Annotated in this window: 20 protein-coding genes; 17 read left to right on the top strand and 3 right to left on the bottom strand. The window is 49.8% G+C overall.

Annotated features, from left to right (window positions below):
• The first annotated feature begins 76 nt into the window (after positions 1 to 76).
• The 4 genes from IE117_RS13075 to IE117_RS13060 all read left to right on the top strand — a co-directional run bounded on the left by IE117_RS13075 (position 77) and on the right by IE117_RS13060 (position 3,373).
• A complete protein-coding gene (locus tag IE117_RS13075; RefSeq protein ID WP_189564887.1) occupies positions 77 to 1,147 on the top strand; it encodes a hypothetical protein in 1,071 nt (356 codons plus the stop codon).
• Between the two features lie 61 nt (positions 1,148 to 1,208).
• Positions 1,209 to 1,574, top strand: a complete 366-nt coding sequence (locus IE117_RS13070; RefSeq protein ID WP_189564886.1) for a hypothetical protein — start codon at positions 1,209 to 1,211, stop codon at positions 1,572 to 1,574.
• Between the two features lie 271 nt (positions 1,575 to 1,845).
• The gene (locus IE117_RS13065; protein ID WP_189564885.1) at positions 1,846 to 2,139 is read left to right on the top strand and encodes a hypothetical protein; all 294 of its coding nucleotides are present in this window, start codon (positions 1,846 to 1,848) and stop codon (positions 2,137 to 2,139) included.
• A gap of 289 nt (positions 2,140 to 2,428) precedes the next feature.
• The gene (locus IE117_RS13060; protein WP_189564884.1) at positions 2,429 to 3,373 is read left to right on the top strand and encodes a DUF808 domain-containing protein; all 945 of its coding nucleotides are present in this window, start codon (positions 2,429 to 2,431) and stop codon (positions 3,371 to 3,373) included.
• A 60-nt stretch (positions 3,374 to 3,433) separates the two neighbouring features.
• Here IE117_RS13060 and IE117_RS13055 read toward each other — a convergent pair whose 3' ends face one another.
• The gene (locus tag IE117_RS13055) at positions 3,434 to 4,480 is read right to left on the bottom strand and encodes a ferredoxin--NADP reductase (RefSeq protein WP_189564883.1); all 1,047 of its coding nucleotides are present in this window, start codon (positions 4,478 to 4,480) and stop codon (positions 3,434 to 3,436) included.
• Positions 4,481 to 4,582: 102 nt separating this feature from the next.
• Here IE117_RS13055 and IE117_RS13050 point away from each other — a divergent pair, with 102 nt between their 5' ends.
• From IE117_RS13050 to IE117_RS13030, 5 genes are all read left to right on the top strand, one after another.
• Complete coding sequence (locus tag IE117_RS13050) at positions 4,583 to 5,203, top strand: RNA polymerase sigma-70 factor (protein WP_189564882.1); 621 nt, start codon at positions 4,583 to 4,585, stop codon at positions 5,201 to 5,203.
• 100 nt (positions 5,204 to 5,303) lie between these two features.
• Positions 5,304 to 6,320: a FecR family protein gene (locus IE117_RS13045; RefSeq protein WP_189564881.1), complete on the top strand. Its 1,017-nt coding sequence runs from the start codon at positions 5,304 to 5,306 to the stop codon at positions 6,318 to 6,320.
• 242 nt (positions 6,321 to 6,562) lie between these two features.
• A complete protein-coding gene (locus IE117_RS13040) occupies positions 6,563 to 9,910 on the top strand; it encodes a TonB-dependent receptor (RefSeq protein ID WP_189564880.1) in 3,348 nt (1,115 codons plus the stop codon).
• 32 nt (positions 9,911 to 9,942) lie between these two features.
• Positions 9,943 to 11,466, top strand: a complete 1,524-nt coding sequence (locus IE117_RS13035) for a RagB/SusD family nutrient uptake outer membrane protein (RefSeq protein ID WP_189564879.1) — start codon at positions 9,943 to 9,945, stop codon at positions 11,464 to 11,466.
• A 36-nt stretch (positions 11,467 to 11,502) separates the two neighbouring features.
• Entirely contained in the window at positions 11,503 to 12,456 is a 954-nt protein-coding gene (locus IE117_RS13030) for a sugar phosphate isomerase/epimerase family protein (protein ID WP_189564878.1), read from the top strand.
• 43 nt (positions 12,457 to 12,499) lie between these two features.
• On the opposite strand, the gene IE117_RS13025 is transcribed toward IE117_RS13030, so the two are convergent.
• The gene (locus tag IE117_RS13025) at positions 12,500 to 14,149 is read right to left on the bottom strand and encodes a glucoamylase family protein (protein ID WP_189564877.1); all 1,650 of its coding nucleotides are present in this window, start codon (positions 14,147 to 14,149) and stop codon (positions 12,500 to 12,502) included.
• 94 nt (positions 14,150 to 14,243) lie between these two features.
• Here IE117_RS13025 and IE117_RS13020 point away from each other — a divergent pair, with 94 nt between their 5' ends.
• The 8 genes from IE117_RS13020 (at position 14,244) to IE117_RS12985 (ending at position 18,789) form a co-directional block, all read left to right on the top strand.
• Entirely contained in the window at positions 14,244 to 14,618 is a 375-nt protein-coding gene (locus IE117_RS13020) for a Crp/Fnr family transcriptional regulator (RefSeq protein ID WP_189564876.1), read from the top strand.
• A 436-nt stretch (positions 14,619 to 15,054) separates the two neighbouring features.
• Positions 15,055 to 16,068: a hypothetical protein gene (locus IE117_RS13015; protein WP_189564875.1), complete on the top strand. Its 1,014-nt coding sequence runs from the start codon at positions 15,055 to 15,057 to the stop codon at positions 16,066 to 16,068.
• A 23-nt stretch (positions 16,069 to 16,091) separates the two neighbouring features.
• Positions 16,092 to 16,748 (top strand): hypothetical protein, encoded by a 657-nt coding sequence (locus IE117_RS13010; RefSeq protein ID WP_189564874.1) that lies wholly within the window; start codon positions 16,092 to 16,094, stop codon positions 16,746 to 16,748.
• Complete coding sequence (locus IE117_RS13005; protein ID WP_189564872.1) at positions 16,745 to 17,560, top strand: hypothetical protein; 816 nt, start codon at positions 16,745 to 16,747, stop codon at positions 17,558 to 17,560. Before IE117_RS13010 ends, IE117_RS13005 begins: the two co-directional genes overlap by 4 nt.
• Before the next feature lie 98 nt (positions 17,561 to 17,658).
• Positions 17,659 to 17,985, top strand: a complete 327-nt coding sequence (locus IE117_RS13000; protein ID WP_189564871.1) for a hypothetical protein — start codon at positions 17,659 to 17,661, stop codon at positions 17,983 to 17,985.
• A complete protein-coding gene (locus IE117_RS12995) occupies positions 17,952 to 18,188 on the top strand; it encodes a hypothetical protein (RefSeq protein ID WP_189564870.1) in 237 nt (78 codons plus the stop codon). Before IE117_RS13000 ends, IE117_RS12995 begins: the two co-directional genes overlap by 34 nt.
• A gap of 3 nt (positions 18,189 to 18,191) precedes the next feature.
• Complete coding sequence (locus IE117_RS12990) at positions 18,192 to 18,596, top strand: glycoside hydrolase family 20 protein (protein WP_189564869.1); 405 nt, start codon at positions 18,192 to 18,194, stop codon at positions 18,594 to 18,596.
• A 25-nt stretch (positions 18,597 to 18,621) separates the two neighbouring features.
• Positions 18,622 to 18,789 (top strand): hypothetical protein, encoded by a 168-nt coding sequence (locus IE117_RS12985; protein WP_189564868.1) that lies wholly within the window; start codon positions 18,622 to 18,624, stop codon positions 18,787 to 18,789.
• Between the two features lie 17 nt (positions 18,790 to 18,806).
• Here the strand turns inward: IE117_RS12985 and IE117_RS12980 are convergent, their stop codons facing one another.
• A complete protein-coding gene (locus IE117_RS12980; protein ID WP_189564867.1) occupies positions 18,807 to 19,463 on the bottom strand; it encodes a DUF433 domain-containing protein in 657 nt (218 codons plus the stop codon).
• Between the last annotated feature and the right edge of the window lie 65 nt (positions 19,464 to 19,528).

Genomic DNA, 19,528 nt, shown 5'->3' with positions numbered 1-19,528 from the left:
CAAAAAGATCTGTTTGGGAATAGTTTATGGATTTAGGTAGAGCAACATCCGAAAACAAACAGTCGATTGAAATAGAATGAAGTTTATACCATACATATACGAGCCCGACAAAAGTATAGAAGTTTATAAAAAAACGGAAGTCTTTTTAACTCAAAATACCGAGGCTAAGTCCCGAATTGAAGAACTTGGTTGGATTTATCATACAGTTGGTATGATTGTTCCACAGAGTATGGAAAATATTTGGTCAGGTCATTCTTTTCCATACATAGTTTCTTGGGAAGAGTTGCAAGTTTCATTCACACAAGTTTGTTTCGGTTTATACAAACAAGCATTTGTTTCTTTGCGTAGTGCATTAGAATTAGGAATGTTGTCTGTCTATTTCAATATCAATGATGAAGGGCATAATGTAGTAAAAGATTGGCTTCAATCAAAAAATATCAAAGAAGCAAATACGCCAAGGGCAGAAACCATTTGGAAAGTTTTACTTTTAAATGAAAATATCCGTTTATTTAATGATAAAAATAATTTAAAGAAAACATTTGATACTCTTGGTTATCTACATAACTATGTTCACACAAAAGGGATGAAGCATTCAAACAGAATGGGGTTACTAAAAAACAACAGTCAGACATTTGAAAAAAAACTGTTAATAAAGTGGCTCAAATCTTATTCTGAAATAGTTTCGCTTGTAACTACTTTGCATCTTTTGAAGTACCCGATCTCAGTAATTCGTTTTGATTACAGAGCTAAGTTTGGAATTGACATTCCAAGTTTTGGTGGGTTAGAGGAGCACAACATTGACAAAATTGCAAAAATACTACCCGACAATTATTTGCAAGACATCGAAGAAATCGCGAAGAAAGACCAATTGACACGAGAAACTATTCAAGGAATTTCATCCTTACCTGATTTGACGGAAGAACAAGTTGATGAACAAATAATAAATTTAGATAAAATTTCAATTGAACATGGAGAAGGCTTTGTCCAATGGATAAAAAAACAAAAGCAATTTCTTGAATCAATGGGCCAAACAGAATTTGATGAAAGAACAAGGAATAGAGTGGAAAATTTAAGACAGTGGGCAACAGAAAATAATTTTATGGAATCAAAAGCCAAAAGATTAGGCTGGAACCTTAGTAAGCCTTAAAAGGAAAAAATATTAAGCGAGCAAATAGTAGCACAAAAGTCAATCAAAGTAGTAAAATCATATGGCGAAAACAGCGAAACTACTAGAAGACAGCTTACTTGTAATTTGGAATGACCGAAATGCGGACAATCGTTTGGAAGCTATGCAGAGAATTTATGCGCCGGACATTAACTTTTTTGAGAGTAATGCAGGAGAAGCGATTGTTGGACACCAAGCGATAAACGAACTCATATCAAAGTTGCAGGCTGAATGGCCCATCGAATTTCAGTTTGAATTGAACAAGCCATCGCAGATAAATCATACCACACAAATTGTTTCGTGGAATCTGGGACCAAAAGGGGCGACACCCATTGCGACAGGAATGGACGTTGCCATTACCGAAAATGACTTGATAAAATCGCTATATCTGTTTTTGGACACGAAATAAGCGACAGCGAAGCAATAGCAGTTTTTAACTACCCCATTGGTGTTATGCTCATGCAAGTATAGAGGACACTCGATTCTTCGAACTTGTCGAAAGAATGAAACGAATAAGGGTATTGATACAAACCCAAAATTTCTAACAATGTAAAAAGCACGCCATCCAAAGTACCATGAAAAATAAAAAAGTACGATATCTATTTGAAAAGCGCGCTAATCCTCTCCTTTTATATACGCGTTGGCTGCAAGGCTGCGGTGCGCTAATAAATTAAAACTGTATGTTACAAACATCCTCAGGCTCTTTAAAAAAGCGCACTAGCAAGATTATTTTAATCCTAACTATTGCGGCTGCTATGTTTTGGATTCTTGGCAAATCATTTGATGTTTATCGCTGGCCAATAGTTGGTGCTGTTTTTGAAATTTTGTGGTTGCCATCTCTGATTATATTGTTCATCTTGCCAATTGTTTCATTGGTGTATTGTTTTAAAGAAAAATTCAGCCTTAAATCATTGAACCTATATTCAATGATTATAGCAATAGCTGCATTATTGACAATAATATTCTATATGTAATCAATACTCCTTACTTCGGCGGAGTCCTCGCAGTTGTGCGTATATCTTCCGAAGGGAGACTGCGTACTGAAAATAACCGGCCGCTGGAAGGCCAGCCCCGCACCAGCCGGCCTTATCTAACGGCCAACGTGGTCAAAAGTTAAAGACCAAAGTCTCCTGCTGCTTCCACTTCGTTAATCCTACCCTAGCATTCTTCAATTCAAATAGTGGCGGAGTGAGGCCCTGGCACGGATATTTCGTAACAGGAGGCTGCACAAATTTCTTTCTACTTCAAAACTACCCCCTCTTAATGTCAACCGGACTTCTGGCCCTTTTAGATGATGTTGCAGCACTCGTAAAAGTCAGTGCAGCAAGCCTCGATGATGTTCCAACGCAAGTAGCCAGAACCACAGGTAAGGTTTCCGGCATTGTGATCGATGATGCGGCCGTTACGCCCAAGTACGTGGTAGGCCTCGATCCAAAGCGCGAGCTGTCGATCATTTACCAGATTGCCAAAAAGTCAGTCATCAATAAATTGATTTTTCTCGGGCCCGCAGCGTTGTTGCTCGGGTACTTTGCGCCGGCGGCCATCCCTTACGTACTCATGGTCGGCGGTGCCTATCTGTGCTTTGAGGGCTACGAGAAAGTCCATTCTATATTCAGTAAATCGGCCCACACGACGGACAGTCAGCCCATCGAGAAAATGGAGGTAATCACCCCGGAGGAACTGGAAAAAAAGCGGGTAGGCAGTGCTGTGAGAACCGATTTTATTCTTTCGGCCGAGATTATGGCCATTGCCTACGCCACGGTCGCCGAAAGTTCGTTGGTCAACCAAATCGTGGTGTTGTTCATAGTGGCCATATTTATCACTGTTGCGGTGTATGGCTTCGTGGCGCTGATCGTGAAGGCGGATGACATTGGTCTGCACATGGCTAAGGAGAGCGCCAACCCGACAATTCAGAAGGTTGGGCGTGGCATTGTGAAGTCAATGCCAAAGTTTTTGATCCTATTAGGTTACGTAGGTACAGCGGCTATGCTATGGGTCGGGACCGAAATCATTGCGCACGGAATACCCTTTTTGCATCACCAGTTAGAAGCATTGGATAGTGCCTTAGGTAGAGTACCCGCCGTGGCGTGGCTGGTAAAAGTGCTCATTTTGGCGCTGGGCGGAATACTGCTGGGAGCCGTAATAGCGCAAGTTGTAGCCTTGGGCCAAAAAATAGTCAAGCGCCCGACAGTGAAGGCGGGGCATTAAACCCTGTAAATTATTCCCCAGGAATAGAGCACAACAACCAGCCTCAAAACAGCCCACGGACTACACTACCTCCAAAACTACCCCTTCACTCTCCACATAACCCGTACACGTCAACACCCATCCCTGCGCCAGGTCGCGTTCGGTTAAGACGTCGTTGAGACTCATGCGCACTTCGCCCGTCCGGCAAATCGCTGCACAGGTACCGCAGCGTCCGCCTTTACAACTGTATGGGATGGGGATGCCGTTGTTCAGGGAAGCTTGCAGGATGCTGGTGTAAGCGGGTACTTCCAATTCACGTTCGTCGCCATGGAAGTTTAACCGAATGGTATGCGGCTCCGACTTCTTGGGCGGCTGAGGTACGGTGTCGATCACGAAATTTTCCTTCCGGATCTGTGCGGGCGCCATACCCATAAACAGCAACGTAATCTCAGCGATACGCATGAGTTCAAAGGGTCCGCAGAGAAAAAACCGCGCCCGCCCAGTGGGAAAGTGCAGCCGCTTTCTGACAATGTTTTCCAGTCGGTAGTTGTTGATGCGGCCGCGTCGTCCGGGCCAATCGTCGGTGGGTTGGCTGAGAATATGAATAATTTCCAGGCGCTCCGGATAGCGGGCTTGCCACTCTTCCAGTTGTTCATTGAAAATGATACTCCGCCCGCGGCGGCTGGCGTACAGCAGCGTGACCCGGCAGTCGGACTCGTGCGTCAGGGCGTATTTCATGATCGAAAACAGAGGCGTGATGCCGCTGCCCGCCGCGAGCAGAAAAATATCCCGGGGCTCACCGGCCGAATCGTCAAGCGTGAACCGCCCGGCGGGCGGCAAGGCATGGAGGAGTGTGCCGACCTGCACACGGTCGTGCCAGTAGCGCGACACCTCACCGTTGGCGACGCGCTTGATGGTAATCGCCGGAAGCGCGTCGATACCGGGGGCCGAACTCATGGAGTAAGAGCGGCGGACTTCGTGGTTTTCTATCTTCAGCAGGAAAGTAAGAAATTGGCCGGGCAGGTACTTCAAAGGGTCTCCATCAGTAGGTTCGAGTACGAAAGTACGGGTATCGTGTGTCTCGGAAATAATATTTTTGACGCGCAGGGGCAGCACATTTTCTTGCATAGGTACTATTATTAATGGGCAATTTCATAACTTTAACGAGCCGGTAACCATTCATCTGGCTGACGCCTGTCTGCAGGCCGTTGGGGTAAAAATAGGAATCACTTGCATGTTTTCAGGAGTATTGACGAAGAGGTGAACCAATCTTACAAAAAATATACCGATGACGAACTACTTGGCCTTATGCGTGAGCATGACGACGAAAAGGCTTTTGATGCATTGTACGGCCGTTACGTTCATGAACTGATCCGGACCGCGGTGCGAAAAACCGGGGACAGTGCCGCTGCGCAGGATCTTGTGCAGGAACTGTTTGTCACATTCTGGCTCAACCGTCAAAAGTGCGTAATTCGTAAAACCTTAGCGGCCTACCTCAACGGAATGCTCCGCAATCTGATCATCACCTACTACCACCGCGAGCAGTCGCGGCAACCCGCCGCGCTTGAACACGCCATTCAGCTTTCTGATAACAATACCCGCGAGCAAATCCAGTTCGATACGCTCAACGATTTGTACGAGCAATCGCTACAGAAACTTCCTGAAAAATGCCGGAAGGTTTTCGTTTTGAGCCGTAAGGGATACAGCCAGAAGGAAATTGCCCAATCGCTGACGATTTCTGAAAAAACCGTGGAAGCCCACATCGGAAAAGCACTCCGGGTTCTGCGGGTCGAGATGAAAGACTACATTGTTTTTGCACTAATAACCAGTACTTTACATTCTATCTTCTAATTTTTTTGTAAAAATTCCATTTCAGGGTAAGGGATTTTGCCGCCAATTATAGACAGTACTATATAGGTTGTACTTATTCGGGGGATTATTTAACAAAAGAATGAAGGGAAAATCTTTACCTGCCGATTTACTGAAAAGGTACCTTGCAGATACCTGCACCGAAGCGGAGCGGCGGAAGGTGGATGAATGGTACTTTCATCTCGACCGGGAGCAGGAAGCCGCCCCTCATTTCTTCAATGAGCAGGAGTTGTTGCAACGCATTCGGGCGGACATAGCCCACACGCTGCCGACGCCCGAGGAAGCCCCTGTTGTGCCATTGAAGAGGTGGTGGTATCTGGGCGGGATTGCGGCCAGCCTGCTGCTTTTGTTGGGTGTGGGATACCTGGCTTTTAACCGACAAGCCGCCGACCCCTACACCGCCTCCGTACCCGATACTGCGGACTGGACTGTGCATTCCAACAGCACCAAAAAGATCGAACGCTACAGCTTTCCGGACCAGAGCATTGTCTGGCTGCAGCCGGGAGCGCGGCTTTCTCATCCTGCTGCCTTTATGCAGTCCGATTTCCGGGAAGTGCGCTTCGCGGGAGAAGGCTTTTTCGAGGTAGTTCGCGATACCCTGCATCCCTTCATTATTTACAGCGGCACGCTCAAAACGCAGGTATTGGGCACGAGCTTCAATGTGAAGGCGTACGAAAATGATGCATCCTACCATGTATCAGTACTAACCGGCAGCGTAGCCGTAAGTACCCCGGCTTCTTCTTCCCGAAAGGAAGAGGTACTTGTACTGAAAACCAACGAACAGGCCACCTACCAGAATGCTACCAGAAGCCTGACGCTCGAGCCGATGGTGGCGAAAACGGAAAAGAAACTGCCCTGGCAACCCGCGTCACTGGTATTCAATGACACCCCCTTATCGGAGGCGGTGATCCAACTGCAAAGAGCGTTTCAGATCAAAATAGAGCTGACCAATCAGGCACTCAACACGTGTCGGCTCACGGTGGATTTCAACAAGCAGCGCCTTCCCGAAATTCTTGAAATGATCAACACTCTGCTGGGTAGTACGTATGAGTTGGAAGGCGATACGATCCGTATTTTCGGAGAGGGATGTTCCGACTGACACAAAACCAGGTTCAAGACCGGAGTTGATATGAATAAATAAAGAGAATGCCAGTGCAGAGACCATTGGCAAAAAAAATCGGAGATGCTACCAACATCCCCGATCCGAATGGCTAATTGTCGTTCCCCGGGTCAGTTCGCAGGCCAGCGCAGCCCGGAAAAACTATTTCTAACCCTTAACCAATTCATTCTAAAAGTATGAAGAAACATCTGTATTCCAAACGTGGAGTCTTATTCACAATCATGAGAATTACCTTTTGTCAGCTGTTGTGTATAAGTTTTATGTCGGCCATGGCGTACGCCCATACTGCGCCGGCCCAGGATCTCCTTGACCGGGGGGTCACCCTCAACCTGTCCAAAAGCACGCTGAAGGAGGCCCTCTCCCAGCTTGCGAACACCACGCAGGTCAAATTTGCGTATAGCCGGGATGTCATCCGGCTGTCTCAGCCGGTGGACGTCAGTGCGCGGAAAGAACCGCTGTCTTCGGTGCTTGACAAACTACTCACTCCCCTACACATAGAGTACCGGGTAGTAGATGACCAGATTCTTTTGTCAAAATCAAAAAGGCTGACCCTCAATACGCCCCGTCGCATGACTGTAACTTCCCTTTCGGAACGTGTGCAATCGCTGGAAGTTTCAGTCCGTGGAACCGTTACCGGTGCCGACAACAACGCCCCGCTGCCGGGTGTGAGCGTCGTAGTGAAGGGAACCGGCCAGGGTACTACCACCAATACCTCTGGAGAATTCAACCTGACCGCCCCCGGTCCGGGTTCGGTGCTGGTATTCAGCTTTGTGGGGTATTTGTCCCAGGAAGTTACGGTGGGCAACCGTCAAATCATCGACATCAGTCTGGAAGCGGATGTTAAAGCCCTGAGCGAAGTGGTCGTGGTGGGTTATGGCACCGTCAAGAAAAGCGATATTACGGGTTCCGTTTCTTCGGTAAGTGCGGAAGAAATGACAGCTTATCCGGCCATTGGCGCCGTCCAGGCTTTGCAGGGACGAGCTGCCGGGGTGCAGATTCAGGCCAACAACGGCGAACCCGGCGCTTCATTTAAAGTCAGGATTCGGGGAGGTACTTCCATTAACGCCAGCAGCGACCCCATCTACGTAGTGGATGGCTTTGTGGGCGGTGCCATTCCACCTCCCGAAGACATCGAGTCGCTGGAAGTACTTAAAGATGCTTCGGCAACGGCCATTTACGGATCGCGGGGAGCCAACGGGGTTATTATGATCACTACGAAGCGGGGAAAATCAGGCAAACCGCGGATCGAGCTTAATACATCCATTTCGAGCCAAAACGAAATCAATCGTCTGGATCTGCTGAATCCGACCCAATTTGTCGACTATATTAAGGAAGCACGGCCTACTTACGTGTCGCCGGGGGCCAGCACCGACTGGCAGGATCAGATTTTCAGAACGGGCGGAATTCAAAATCACCAGCTTTCTATTTCGGGGGGAAGCGAAGCCGTCAGCTATTACTTGTCGGGTGCGTTGTACGACCAAAAAGGCGTCATCCTGAATTCAGGCTTCAAGCGGTACTCCATTACCAGCAATGTGGAAGTAAAAGCCAACAGTAAGCTTAAAGTCGGACTTAACCTTTTTGCGCAGCGAAATTCCAAACAACAGGCCTATACCCAGGAAGGCTCCGGAGGTCTTACGCCGGGCGTAGTGGCTTCGGCCTTCAAGTTCGAACCAGACCAGGCGATTCGTGATCCTCAAACGGGGCGTTTCACGGTGTCGCGCGTCAACGACCCCACCGACAACCCCTACGCAGTAGCCACCCAATTGCAAAATGAGTCGGTAAACGACCGAATTCAGGCTAATCTTTTTGCGGAATATGACATCCTGAACAGTCTGAAATTCCGCACTACGCTGGGTGCAACGATCAACAGCGGAAGGTCGGGGTACTTTGCCCCAACTACCCTCAACGTGGGACGCACCGTAGGTGGAGAAGGATCGGTCAGCGGTTCCAAAAACACCCAGCTTCTCAATGAAAACTACCTGACGTATTCGAAGACTTTTGGTAGCATTCATGACTTGTCCGTGGTAGGAGGTTATTCCTACCAAAGTTCGTCGAGCGAGGGCTGGAGCGGAACCGGGCAATCGTTCATTACCGACGCCGTTTCCTATTGGAACCTGGATGGCTCTGCCGTGTGGAAAAGCCCAACTTCGGGCCTGACCGAGTCGGAAATTAAGTCGTTCTATTCCCGGGTGAACTACTCCCTGATGGACCGCTACCTGTTCACCGCCAGCATCCGTCGTGACGGATCATCCAATTTTAGCCGGAACAATAAGTACGCGACCTTTCCTTCGGGAGCGTTTGCCTGGAAAATGTCCAATGAACCGTTCATGCAGAACAGTGCCCTCATCAGCCAGTGGAAGTGGCGGGTCAGCTACGGTCTGACGGGCAACCAGGCCATTGCCCCCTACCAAACCCTGGCGCGGTTCTCCAACGTATTTTCTGTCATCGACGGCGTTCCGGTCAATGCCGTGCGGCCCACGACTGTGGCCAACGACGACCTGACCTGGGAAACTACCGCTCAGCTCGACCTGGGAGCAGACATCAGTCTCTTTAAAAACCGGATTAACCTCGTGCTGGATTACTACCGCATGGTTACCCGCGACCTGCTGTTTAGCGTTCAATTGCCCCAGTATTCCGGCTACGCCACGCAATTGCAGAATATTGGTTCGGTCGAGAATAAGGGTTTTGAATTTACCCTCAACTCCCGAAACCTGGTGGACGATTTGAAATGGAATACGGATGTCAACTTTTCCATGAACCGCAATAAAGTACTGTCGTTGCCCGGAGGAACCGACCTGCAATACAGCGCCTCCCCCGGCCACATGGTAGGACTGGGCAGTACCCACGTTCTGCGCGAGGGCTACCCGGTGGGTAGTTTCTTCGGCTGGACTTACGACGGCGTATATCAGCAAGGGGATAGTTTTCTGCCGGGCGGCGGCTTCGAGACCGCCGCAGGTGGCGAGAAGTACCGGGACATCAATGGTAAGGATGCCCAGGGCAACGTGACCGGCCAGCCCGACGGAAAGCTTGACAGCGACGATCGTTCGATCATTGGCAACCCCAATCCCAAGTTTATTTGGGGGCTCAACAACGAGTTCAACTACAAGGGTTTTGATCTGAACGTCTTTTTCCAGGGTTCGCAGGGCAACGACATTCTGAGTTATTCACTCATGGAGCTCAACCTGCTGTCGGGGATTAACAATGCTACTACGGTGGCTCTGGATCGCTGGACGCCCACCAACACCGATACCGACGTCCCCCGAGCTTTTGCCGGCCGCACCCGCCGGGTATCGACGCGCTGGATTTATGATGGTAGTTATATCCGTCTGAAAAATCTGGCATTGGGCTACAATTTCCCTGTTGCCGTGACCCGAAAGCTGGGAATGACCAAGCTTCGCTTATACGCCAGCGCCCAGAATATCCTGACCTTTACCAAATACGAAGGTTATGATCCCGAAGTTAACTATGCTTCCGAAGGTACCACTGCCAGCAACCGTAACCTGGGCCTTGACTATGGCAGCTATCCCAATGCCAAATCCTACACCGTGGGCTTGAATATTGGTTTTTAATCAAATTGATAAATAGAAAAAGAGCAAATACAATGAAAAAGTACCTTTCAAAATATTTTTTGGCCTCCATACTGGGGGTGCTATTGCTGAGTTGTACGGATTTGGAAGAGAAACCCGTCGGCATTCTGGCCCCGGAGTCTCTGTTTAAAACCCCGACAGATGTGCAGACGGCAATTTTCGGGGCCTATGGCTGGATTGCCTCCGAGCGGCTGTATGGCCGCCAATTCGTTACAGCCATCATGCTGCGCAGCGACATGGTCGATATCGGCGACCGGGGCACCCCTGCCGAACGGCAGCAGGTCAACGACTTCAACATGGACGACAACAATAACATGGTGAATGTATTCTGGCCCTACTGGTATCAGGTAATCAGCGCGGCCAATGCGGCTATTTCGGGGGCGGAGTCTCTGAAATTGGGCGAGAATGAAATCAATCCGCTGATTGCCGAAGCACGTTTTATCCGGGCTTTTGCCTACTACCATTTGGTGCAGGTATTTGGCGACGTTCCTTACATCGATCGCTTCATTACTGATCCCAGTTCGGTGAAGGAGATTTCCAAAACTCCGGCAGCTACTATTTACCAGAACATAATTGCTGATTTCCAGTTTGGCAAACAATGGCTCCCCGACAACCAGCCTAATAGTGTGCGAAGCCGGGCGACCAAAGGTACAGCGGCTTCCTACCTGGCTTCCGTCTACCTGACAATGGCCGATTACCAGAAAGCCTATACCGAAGCCAAGTTCGTGATCGATAATGAGGCAAAGTTTGGTTACGGCCTGGTGGCCGATTTCCAGGATTTATTCCGCGCTCCCGAACCCAACAATTTAAAGGAACATGTTTTCGCCATCGATTTCCTCGGTCAGCAAAATGGCGGCGGCGGGGCTAATGACGACATCATGCCTCCCATGACCGGCGTTCGGGGAGCCGATGCTCCGCGCAGCGGATGGAGTGTGGCGGTACCTTCCATGGCTGTATATAACACCTGGGATTCCCGCGACTACCGCAAACAGGTCAGTTTTACGGATTCAATTTTGATCGGAGGAGTGTTGAAGCCGTATACGGTGTTTGACAATACCAAGCGCCCGCATATCGCCAAATACGCCCGCTACGCCGGCAACTCCAATACGGAAGGTCGTTACTCTGACCACAACTATGCCGCCATGCGCTACGCCGAGGTACTTCTGATTGCGGCCGAGGCCTTGGCCGAAACCAGCGGAGGCCCCAACGCCGAAGCCATCGGTTATGTAAATCAGATCCGCGCCCGCGCCCGGAACCGCGCCGGAAAGCAGACCAACTTTCCTGCGGACGTAGCTACCGGACTAAGTAAGGATGCCTTTATCAACCTGGTACTGGAAGAGAGACGTCTTGAACTGGCATTTGAATACAAGCGCTGGTACGACATTAAGCGCCGCAAACTGGGGGAGCAGGTATTTAAGGGCCCTAATTCCCTGGAACCACACACCAATTTCGACCCAAATCGTGATTATCTTATGCCACTCCCTAGGATAGAACTACAAGTTAATCCTAACTTGGCGCCACAAAACCCCGGTTATTGATATTTAAAAAAATGGCAGCATTAAAAGCCTATTGATATGCAGAATCAGATCACAAGACGCAACTTCATTCAAAAGACAACCTTCGCCGCAGGAACGCTGCCTTTCCTGGCGGCCGGGTTGCCCGCTTTCAGCAGGAATACCGCTGACATGCCCGTTCCTAAAATCCACGTTTTCTCGAAGCACCTGCAATTTCTGGACTACGATAAAATGGCCGAAATGGCCGCCGAGATTGGTTTCGACGGCGTGGACCTGACCGTTCGCCCCGGTGGCCACGTGCTGCCCGAGCGGGTTGAGGAAGACCTGCCAAAGGCCATCGCCGCTCTCAAAAAGCACAAACTACCTCCGCAGCTTTTCTGCACCGCCGTGGAAGGCGTCGGCCCGCTCGACAAGAAGGTACTTGAAACCGCGGCCAAACACGGCTTGAAGTACTACCGCATGAACTGGTATGATTTCGATAAAGAGAAAACGATGCCCGAGTCGCTGGAAATGCACAGCAAACAGATGAAGGCGCTTGGCGATTTGAACAAAAAACTGGGCCTGATTGGCTGCTACCAGAATCACGCCGGGCTGCGGGTAGGCGCCTCGCCCTGGGAGATTTACCAGCTACTCGAAGACACCGATCCCGGCCACATGGGGGCACAGTACGACATTCGTCACGCTACCGTCGAAGGCGGGTTATCGTGGAAAAACAGCCTTCGTCTGTTGGAGCCCCGCATCAAAACCATTGTGTTTAAAGATTTCGCATGGGTTGAAAAGAATGGAAAATGGGAGGCCGGAAACACGCCCCTCGGTGAAGGAATGGTAGATTTCAAGTCGTACATTGGACTGTTAAAAAACTACCAGCTCAACGTTCCCATCTCGCTTCATTACGAATACCCGCTCGGTGGCGCAGAACACGGCGCAACTACCCTTAAAGTTGATCAAAAGGTAGTTTTCGACGCCATGCGCCGTGATTTGACTAGATTAAAAGAAATGTGGAAAGAAGCATAAGTAACTATAAATTACAAGATAAAATCTGTCTTGTAATTTATAGTTACTTAAACCCAAGTTCACGTAAACCACCCTGTACTTCCGGGGCACTCATCAGCAGGTCCCAAACCAACCCGCTCCGGTGATTTTCGATCATGATGATAATCGGCCCCTGATCGATGGCCAGGTAGGAGTTGGCAAACCACGGCTGATCCAGCGAAAAGGCGTCGTGGAAGCCGTATTCCCCCCATAGCTTGTCACCCAGCACGTAGTAAAAAAACTTCATGGCCCACATGGATTCTTCGGGCGTATAGGGCATCGACGACAGGGCAGCGGTGGGCGCGATCACGCCCCGGTCGTTGGTGGGTGAGCTGGCCGTATAGCCACCGGGTATATCGCTGGCGGTCAGTCCCCAGCAACGGTTGCTGTAGCCGTAGTATTTCTTCGGATTCTCCACACAGTAATTGTAATTGATGAGCGCATGGCTCCGGTTTTGGTTAAAATAATCCGCGTAGCCATCCTTCATTTTCCTGGGATCCAAGCCAAGAAACGAATAATGTGACAGGAAGAGCGGTCCACCCAGGTCGGGGCCAAGCGGCAGCGTGATGCCGTAAAACGGCTTGCCATTCCGGAAATTCCCGTTGCGCGTCCATCCCTGGTCGTACACCACTTTGGGAACTGCGTGCGTGGGCGATGCCGCCGCCAATACGTAAGTGATCAGGCTTTCATTCCAACCCGTAATGGGCTGGTTGATCGCCCAGCCCTGGTCGGGACTCCAATGCCAGTAAAGAACATTTTGCTGCCCCTGCCGGAACCAGTCCCATTCCACATCCTGCCAAAGCGCATTGATGTCGTTGCGCAGTGCCGTTTCGGCAGCGTCGGTACGGTTGAAGTACTGTCGCGCCACCAGCAAGCCCTGCATCAGAAAAGACGTTTCGACCAGATCAGCCCCATTGTCCTGGGCGCTGAACGGGACGGTCTCGCCCGTAGCACCGTTGAGCCAGTGCGGAAAGGCACCGTGGTAACGTTTGGCCTTGGTGGTCAGGAAAGAAACGATCTTCTGAGTCCGTTCCAGCCCCTGGTTTCGGCTGATAAAATTGCGGCTCACAGCCACCGGAATCGCCATGATGCCAAAGCCGCTGCCGCCTGTGGTCACCACGTCTCCGGAAGTATTACGCTCCCGTGCCAGGCCGCTTACCGGATGACCGAACTCCCAAAAATACGAGAAAGTTTTCCGCTGCACCAGCGTCAACAGCGAGTCGTCAGAAATGACGGGAAATTTATTGGTCGAGTCCAGGCCCGTTCGTAGTTCTACCGTGATCGGCACCTGAAAGTTGCCTCCAGCCTGTGATTTCAAGTCCGTTGAAAGCTGCAAGGTGTAGAATGTGAGGCCACTCAACGGCGACTCAGGCTGTAAAGTCAGCTCGCGATTTTCATTTTGATAGGTAACTTTATAAGGGACTTCACTACCAGCTGCGCTACGCCATTGCACTCCCGCCGGAACGGATGCGGGATCTACTTTGGCCGGGAAAGCCAGCGTGATAGTTGGACTTGCGCCTAAGTTGTTGTATTTAAATCCGTTGTTAACGCCGTTGACCTTTACGGAGTTTAGGCTAAATACGGCGGGTTTTTCGGGATTGGCATTTTCTTTCTTGCACCCTATCTGTGCAACTACTAGCGCAAAAAAACATACAACATTCAGGCATCTTTTCATATCAATAGTTTGTAGCAATATTTTATTGTAAATGTTCAATAAAAAAAACGTTACTTTCATAAACGAAGCGACATCCACCATTTATGTATTCCCCATGCAAGAACTCGTCCCCACCCTTCTGCACTATGGTTCACTGGAAAAGGCTTGCCAGCAAGCTATCGAAAAAGCCACCACTCCCTTCGAATACCCAACAGGCACCCATCTACTCGCTCCCGGCATGGTGCAGGAGCAAACCTACTTCATCGGCGAGGGTATTGCCATGAGCCACTATCTGACGAAAGGAAAACAGTTCGTCAACTGGTTTGCCGCCGCAGGTGACTTTGCCACCGCCGTAGAAAGCTTCCATTACCAGCGACCTTCCCGCGAATACCTGACGGCCTGCACACCGATAAAGGGTGTATTCATCAAAAGGGGTGATTACGACGATCTGCTCCAAAAGTATCGCTGGCGATCCTTGTCCGTAAGGTGACGCTGCATTACTTACTACACAGCCAACTCCGGCTGCATAACCTCACTATGCTCGATGCCTATGAGCGCTACTGTCTCTTTATGGAAGAACGCCCTGACCTGTTGCGGAATTTAACTGACAAACTCATTGCGGCCTACCTCCACATGGATCCAGCCACTTTATCAAAGACGCGAAAAAAATATCGGGATCAAGGCGGAAAGTAATCAGCTTATTTTTAGACTTTTAAGAAAAAAAGCATTTACACTTCTTGATCCAGGTTAAGTTTGCCTTTGATTTAGGCCAAGAAAGGTATCGGCACTGTTGACTTTTTTTGTCACCAGTACAACCTTTGTAAGCAACAAAGCCACGTAGTTCCCTCGGATTGGCCCCCATCAGGTTCTACGCGGCTTTGGAATGATTCAATCGTTTTTCTCGCAATCAAACCAAGCGCAAAAGTATGAAAAAGATTTTCATCAATTACCTCGCCGCAACCTTCGTGTTGCTCGCCGCTGTTTCCTGCGACCGTCAGTCGCAGGACTTGACTCCTAATTTAGGTCAGGATAACGTTTCCTCAGCCGAGGATTTTCTGCACTTCCGCACCGAAAGCGACTACGACTTCGCGCTGGTAAACCCCAAACTTGCCGTGAAGGCTCCCGCTGGTTTTGTTTCACTAGCTAGCGTCCGCGCTCAGTCCCCCAACGCCAAGACGGACGCCAACGACAAGAATGTGCCCGAAGAACTAACTCGGCTGCTGAACAAAGACGGCGTGATGCAAGTCGGCAACTGGATCATCAAGCTGAACTTCGAGGATAAGTTGGTGCGCGTTGTCGCCAACGATCAGAAGAAGAAGCTCTATACGAAGCTCATCAAGGAGCAGAAGGATAAGGACATTTACGTTTTCTCTTTTGAGGACGAGGTGTTTGCGCTGCTGAACGAGGGGATCACGGAGTCGCCTACGCTGACTATTAGACCAAATGGGAGGTTGAATTTCCTTTGTGGAGGCGGTTTACCCGAAGCGTTGGGTGACCAAATAGGGTATATTCCAAGTAAATGCACTGGCGACTGGGTAATCTTTGGAGAAGCTAATACTGCCATATATGATGTTGGCACGAATTATCAAAAGTATGGCATTCACTTCGTCCTTAAAGCTATTATAAAGGGGACTATTATAACGCACCCAGGTGGTGGATTCAGCAATTGTCTTAAAAGTAACACCTTCCAAGCTGAGATTTACTGGAGATCAAATTGCCAGAATTACGATGAAGGAACTTGGCCTGGTGATCCCAACGCGACTCAGCAGTTCGATCTTCAGTACACAGGTACCACCTGGATCTTTCCAAATTCTCAGATTTTTGGACAGAATTGGACTGTTTACTCACGATCTAGAGGATTGAAGTGTATAAAAACTAAAAACTTCTACTTCCCGTCCAGCCCACAATATTGGATTCCATTTGACGCAGGTCCATGCTAATACTCCGTCAACGTTTCTTTCTAATGCTTGCTGCATCCTTCCTTTCGGCCCAGGAAGGATGCAGCCAATTTATCGACTACGCAGGTTTTTCCGGCGGAGTTGGTTCTTGCATCAACACCCATGACGCCTCGCTGTTAAATCATTACAATCCCCGGCGCATTGGCCCCGAGCTGAATTTTTTTGTGGGTAGGCACCGCAAACGCCTGGGTTGGCAAGCTGGCGTCACCTACCGCGATGTCCGTCATTTCACTTTGGGGAAACTCTACGATCCTGCGAAACCGACCATAGACACCGTCCGGAAATACGATGACACGGGTTTCATCCTCCTGCCCCTTTACCTGACCTACCGCGTTGGCAATCCAAAATGGACGGCGGGGTTGCGGGCGGGGCTGTACGGCGGCTGGAAAATCCACGCTTATAGCGAACTAATTGCACCGTCGGGCGTGAAATACAACACTCCGGTCGATTGGACGCGCTTCCCGACGCCCGACACCTTCGGCGGACAGGGCGGGCTGGAACTCATGTACCGACTGAATCGCAAGGTTTCACTTTACACCGAGGCTCGGCTTATCATAGATGCCTCAGATCTAATTTTCCCCAATTACCATAATTACACCAACACTTACGCCGGTTATCGGGGACGAACGTTCACGGTCGGCCTTACCTATAATTTGTTATGAAAAACACTCATTTTCGTAAGGCGGGATGCCTGATTTTTCTTTTGATTGGCCTGTCAGTCAACGGGTTTGCGCAGCGAGGGAGTTGGACGGTCAAAACGGGGGCGTATTCGAGCCGGCAACGGCAGCAGAACATCCTCACCATTCCGGCGGTGTTGGACAGCACCGACGCACTCATCAAGGACAACTACGCGGGCGGCTACGGCAGAGCGACCCTCAACGTCATGGCTCTGTACGACTTGCTCCTCACTTCCCGCGTCGCCATGCAGGTGGGCGTCGGCTACCGCCAGAAGGGCTTCAAGTCGGAGGCAACCTACCTGCAAGACAAAGGCTACGCAGTACTCTTGCCACCCCGCACGGTGCAGGACAACCTTTTCCATTACGCTTCCTCTGAGTTGTCCTTCCAGTTCCGCACCGCCCCGCGTCGCACGGTGGGCTACTTCCGGCTCGGCCAAAGGTTGGATTATTTAATGGATTTCAAAAGCGCGTTTTGGGGCGACGATTACGGCTACTTCACTCAGTTTGACTATAACGTGTTCAGCAGCATTGGTGTCGAATATGCGCTAGGCAAAAAACTATTCCAAACAACTGCAGGCGAAGGAAGCAGTTCTTCCGTCTTTTCGCGCCCGACGGTATTGTTTATAGAGATAGAAGGGACGCCGCTCCTTTTCAATATTAGCAAAACGCGGTTTCCTACCATTCCCTTAGCTCAACTGGTCGACCAGCAAGGCAAACCTCTTCCCGTACCGATAATGCGTGTAGAGAAAATTGTTCGGAATACAGGTTTTGGCGTGGTGGTTGGATTGCGGTTTTAGTCAGGATAGATCAGCATTCTTGACTTTCATCGACCATTCTCCCTACCTTGGTACGCTCAAAGTGATTCAGCTACTCTCGTAGGTATCCCAATTTTTGTATGAAAAGAACTCTTTTTATAATCCTAGCCTTGGTTTTCCTCAGTTCCAATCTGTTTGCCCAACCCGCCTTTCCCGTCAAGGCTTTTAGCATCTTCGCCCCCACTTCGGCTAATTTGGACGCCTTCATCAGTTTTATTGAAAAAGAACTGGCCCCGAAGGGCATCAATACCCTGGTATTGCAGATCGACCATCATTATATGTACGAGTCTAGGCCCGAGTTGCGGTCGAGTCGCCTCATGGAAAGCCAGAATTGCGATCCAGCCCGCTATCGAAAACGGAAGTCAAAAAACTGGTGGCGGTTTGCCGAAAGCACGGCATCGAGCTGATTCCGCAGGTCAATCTGCTGGGACACCAAAGTGCCGACAGTCACGTAAAGACGCTGCTCGAGGTCTATCCCGAATTTGACGAAACTCCTCATGTGAAAATGCCGGAAAAATACGAATGGCCAAATGCGGACGGACTCTATTGCAAGAGCTACTGCCCCCTGCATCCCGATGTTCACAAGGTGGTGTTCGACATGGTCGATTAAATAGTGGAAGTTTTTGAAGCCAAATCTTTTCATGCCGGGATGGACGAGGTGTTTTACCTGGCCGATGATAAATGTCCCCGCTGTAAGGGCATGGATCCTGCCGTGATTTTTGCCGGGGAGGTAACCAAAATAAGCAATAATTTGGCGGAGAAAGGCGTCCGGTTGTGGATCTGGGGCGATCGGTTGCTTGATGGCAATACCTCCGGCATCGGTATGTGGGAGGCCAGCATGAACAACACCGCCCGCGCCATCGACATGATTCCCAAGTCGGTTGTCATTTTCGATTGGCACTACAAACTACCTCTACCGACGATGCACTATTTCGCCCAAAAAGGATTCGATGTGGTGGCTTGCCCGTGGAATCAGCCCGAGGTGGCCGAAAAGCAAGTGCAGATCATGCACGAATGAATCCCGGCAATACGTAACCCCGGAGATGAAACAGCATTACCTGGGCGTGATGCAAACCGTCTGGTCTTCGATAGACGATTTTTTGCCTGAATACCGAAGTGAGGCATGGAAAACCGCCGAAAAAAGCCAGGTCAGGAGCTTTCACGCGATGGTGAAGGCGATCGACACTATCGAAAAGCAGGACAAAAAATAAGGGGTGAGCCAACTTGCTTAGGCCACTTGCTTCTCGTGAAAAGCGATTGCATCCTCCACCTGCTTAGTCGAGAGCTTGAAGCGTTCGGCTAAGTCGGTAACGGTATTCCCTTGCAAGTACAAGTCGAAAACCGACCGCGAAAGTACCTCAGTATCACCCACCACGGGGCGGCCCGACTGGCGGTTTGGATCAATCTGAATAGCTGACTCACGGCCCTGCGGATAGAGTTTCGTGGCCAGTGAGTCGTCACCAAATTCAATACGTTTGCAGAAGGGTGCAACTACCTGCTGAATTGATAACTGAAGAGTCTGGTCAGCCTTGATGAGTTCACCGACTTCCGCGTGATAAAACACATTCTTGCCGTCGGTCAGGATACTGGCCGTGGCAAAGGGGTACTGCGTGTGCAGCATTCCGGCCAGGATTTCGCGGGCGCTGTTGATGCGCGACGGCCACACACCCTGCGAGCGCAGTTGGTAGAAAGTGTAAAACTCGATCAGCGTGTGAAAGTCGGCGGTCAGACTGACTTCTTCTTCCGGCTGCTCGTCAGCCAAAAGCCCCTTCTTGTACTCTTTCAGCCATTGTCTCACCTGTGTTTCAGGCAAATCCAGAATCGTAGCGATGTCCGCAACAGAGTAAGCGGTGTTTTTCCTTTTGGTGCTTTTGGTGACTTTCACGCGATTATTGTTTCTTGATAGTCAAAGGTAAGGATTACTCAAAAGCAATCCCGCAAAATTATGGC

It is taken from the genome of Persicitalea jodogahamensis (genome assembly GCF_014651615.1).
In the GTDB taxonomy this organism is placed as follows: Bacteria; Bacteroidota; Bacteroidia; order Cytophagales; family Spirosomataceae; genus Persicitalea; species Persicitalea jodogahamensis.
The sequence above is the reverse complement of the archived record's forward strand: the minus strand, read 5'-3'. Positions and strand labels throughout refer to the sequence as shown.

Coding starts and splice junctions, on each gene's coding strand:
- IE117_RS13045 (WP_189564881.1), top strand. CDS start 5,304: ATGAAGGGAAAATCTTTACCTGCCGATTTACTGAAAAGGTACCTTGCA.
- IE117_RS13020 (WP_189564876.1), top strand. CDS start 14,244: ATGCAAGAACTCGTCCCCACCCTTCTGCACTATGGTTCACTGGAAAAG.
- IE117_RS13035 (WP_189564879.1), top strand. CDS start 9,943: ATGAAAAAGTACCTTTCAAAATATTTTTTGGCCTCCATACTGGGGGTG.
- IE117_RS13070 (WP_189564886.1), top strand. CDS start 1,209: ATGGCGAAAACAGCGAAACTACTAGAAGACAGCTTACTTGTAATTTGG.
- IE117_RS13030 (WP_189564878.1), top strand. CDS start 11,503: ATGCAGAATCAGATCACAAGACGCAACTTCATTCAAAAGACAACCTTC.
- IE117_RS13010 (WP_189564874.1), top strand. CDS start 16,092: ATGCTTGCTGCATCCTTCCTTTCGGCCCAGGAAGGATGCAGCCAATTT.
- IE117_RS13065 (WP_189564885.1), top strand. CDS start 1,846: ATGTTACAAACATCCTCAGGCTCTTTAAAAAAGCGCACTAGCAAGATT.
- IE117_RS13015 (WP_189564875.1), top strand. CDS start 15,055: ATGAAAAAGATTTTCATCAATTACCTCGCCGCAACCTTCGTGTTGCTC.
- IE117_RS13000 (WP_189564871.1), top strand. CDS start 17,659: ATGAAAAGAACTCTTTTTATAATCCTAGCCTTGGTTTTCCTCAGTTCC.
- IE117_RS13005 (WP_189564872.1), top strand. CDS start 16,745: ATGAAAAACACTCATTTTCGTAAGGCGGGATGCCTGATTTTTCTTTTG.
- IE117_RS13040 (WP_189564880.1), top strand. CDS start 6,563: ATGAGAATTACCTTTTGTCAGCTGTTGTGTATAAGTTTTATGTCGGCC.
- IE117_RS12985 (WP_189564868.1), top strand. CDS start 18,622: ATGAAACAGCATTACCTGGGCGTGATGCAAACCGTCTGGTCTTCGATA.
- IE117_RS13060 (WP_189564884.1), top strand. CDS start 2,429: ATGTCAACCGGACTTCTGGCCCTTTTAGATGATGTTGCAGCACTCGTA.
- IE117_RS13075 (WP_189564887.1), top strand. CDS start 77: ATGAAGTTTATACCATACATATACGAGCCCGACAAAAGTATAGAAGTT.
- IE117_RS13025 (WP_189564877.1), bottom strand. CDS start 14,149: ATGAAAAGATGCCTGAATGTTGTATGTTTTTTTGCGCTAGTAGTTGCA.
- IE117_RS13055 (WP_189564883.1), bottom strand. CDS start 4,480: ATGCAAGAAAATGTGCTGCCCCTGCGCGTCAAAAATATTATTTCCGAG.